Source organism: Streptomyces sp. yr375, assembly GCF_900110755.1.
Lineage (GTDB): Bacteria > Actinomycetota > Actinomycetes > Streptomycetales > Streptomycetaceae > Streptomyces.
This window is the reverse complement of record NZ_FOFF01000116.1, coordinates 1-1909: the sequence shown is the minus strand read 5'-3', so window position 1 is coordinate 1909 and position 1909 is coordinate 1. Positions and strand designations below refer to the sequence as shown.

The 1909-nt window shown below is 64.2% G+C and carries 2 protein-coding genes; both read right to left on the bottom strand.

The features are described 5' to 3' along the window. Window positions 1-438: 438 nt before the first annotated feature. Window positions 439-909 (bottom strand): NUDIX domain-containing protein, encoded by a 471-nt coding sequence (locus tag BMZ82_RS39075; RefSeq protein ID WP_093782118.1) that lies wholly within the window; start codon window positions 907-909, stop codon window positions 439-441. A gap of 2 nt (window positions 910-911) precedes the next feature. Continuing rightward, the gene (locus BMZ82_RS39070; RefSeq protein WP_093782117.1) at window positions 912-1655 is read right to left on the bottom strand and encodes an XRE family transcriptional regulator; all 744 of its coding nucleotides are present in this window, start codon (window positions 1653-1655) and stop codon (window positions 912-914) included. Between the last annotated feature and the right edge of the window lie 254 nt (window positions 1656-1909).

The following is a 1909-nucleotide window of genomic DNA, read 5'->3' as shown; positions in this document are numbered from 1 at the left end:
ATCGCCCGCCTGCACAACCTCACCCTCGCCGGCTGACGAAGAAACAGGCAGGCCAACGAACACGTCGAAGATCATTTACGGGACAACGCTTAGGTCAGCGCCCAAGCAAAGCCAACATGCTCGCAGATTCCCAGGCTGAGGACTCTGGCCACCACAACCTATGGGTATGTTGCCGGGAGGCCGACCGGGTCCGCACCAACTTGCCCCGAGTACGACGGCCGGTACAGCAGTCAGGTACGGCAACCCTGGTAGCCGCTCCCGGACGGTAGCGACCCTCCGGGCTCGCCCAGCAACCTGTAGCCGTATCCCGCTAGAGCTACGGTCTAGAAGCCCCGTATTCCCCCCTCGTCTTCAATCGAGCGGGGAACGCAGGCGCTCCAAGGCCGCGCTCAACGCGAAGTCCCCCTAGCCGATCTACGTGATCCAGGCACGCCGAAATCAACCGAGATAGGGCCGCTCACGTTGCTCCAGAAAGTGACGGATTCGTAGCTGCTGCGTATGGTGCATCGGCAGTTGATCGATTTGCTCAGGCTGGACGAACCGCAGTTCCGTGGACTCGTCCGAGATCGCGAGTCGGCCCCCCATCACGCGGGCAGTGAAGCAGACGTTGAACTGTCGACGCACCTCACCATCCGTGTAGGCGATGACGTGACGCGGGTCGGTGTACGTCCCGACGAGACCGGTGATCTCCACGTCCAGGCCCGTCTCCTCCTTCACCTCACGGACGGCAGTGCCCGGCAGGGAGTCCGTCATCTCCATGCCTCCGCCAGGCAGCGCCCAGAGATCGTTGTCCCGCCGGCGCTGTAGGAGGATGCGTCCCTCGTCGTCAGTGACCACTGCGGACGCGGCGACGACCAGACTGTTGGGCTTGGGGGCGTCCGGGTCGTCGTAGTACTCCGTGCGTGCCATGATCACTTCTCTCGTACTGGCTTGGCGGTCGCCCACACTGCATCGAAGCTGTCAGCGTAGGTCTCGAACATGCCGCCTTCCCCATTTCGGCGCAGGTGCCACACAGGGGCTCGGTAGGCGTTCACGCCCCAGACGTGGGCGTTGACCAGTGCTTGGTCGTCGGCCCGATAGATCGAGTTGTAGAGCGTCGTGGCATGGGTCCGTACCTCGATGCCCTGCGTCCCGATAAGCGGGCGATAGTGCATCAGCGCGAGGCGGCAACGTGACTGGATGCCGTGGCCGAACTTCTCCTCGTCGCCGCGCTGTTGGACGTTCGAGCTCTCCGCGTCGCCGAGCGCGATGCGGACTGTGCAGCCCTCGGCCGCTCGCTCCTTCAAGAGCTCGTTGAGTCTCGGGTACGCCTCGTGTAGGAAGACGGCGGCGTACACCAACACGTCGATCTGCTCGCGCGCCTGGGTCAGGAGGTCCACGAAGGTGGATACGGGGATGTCCGCCCGCTGGTCGTAGAGAGCCACAAGTTCTGGGCTGACGGCGCGGGCGGGGCGTGCCTGCCTGAGCGATGGCCATAGAGCGTGCACGTCTTCTCCTAGCGTTTCTGCTGCCAACATGGCTGTGGCACGACGCGGCGTACGCCCCAGGTTGACCCATCGTTCGACGGACTTGGGATCGACTTCGACCCTGCCCGCGAGGGCGTTGTACGTCCAGCCACCGGCCGCCATGGCCGCACGTAGTCTCTCGTTTGCCATTTCAATCTCTCCTAACATCCGGGGACGGCACTAGGGACGTTCTACCCGACGCGGGACGTCCTGAAGTGGGGATTGTCGGTGGTTCCGACGTCCTAGTGGTCGGCACGAAGCTCGGGTGCATGGCGAGCAATCAGCAGACCAGACCAGGCGTCGGTGAGCTGGCGAAGGACAGCGGCACCGGGCGTATCGGCGTCGTCATGGGTGAGATCGGTGGCCGCGTGCAGATACGGCCGGTGCGTGGCGGCAAGGAGTGG

Excerpts from the sequence above, each read along its gene's own strand:
- BMZ82_RS39075 (WP_093782118.1), bottom strand. The coding sequence starts at position 909 with ATGGCACGCACGGAGTACTACGACGACCCGGACGCCCCCAAGCCCAAC.
- BMZ82_RS39070 (WP_093782117.1), bottom strand. The coding sequence starts at position 1,655 with ATGGCAAACGAGAGACTACGTGCGGCCATGGCGGCCGGTGGCTGGACG.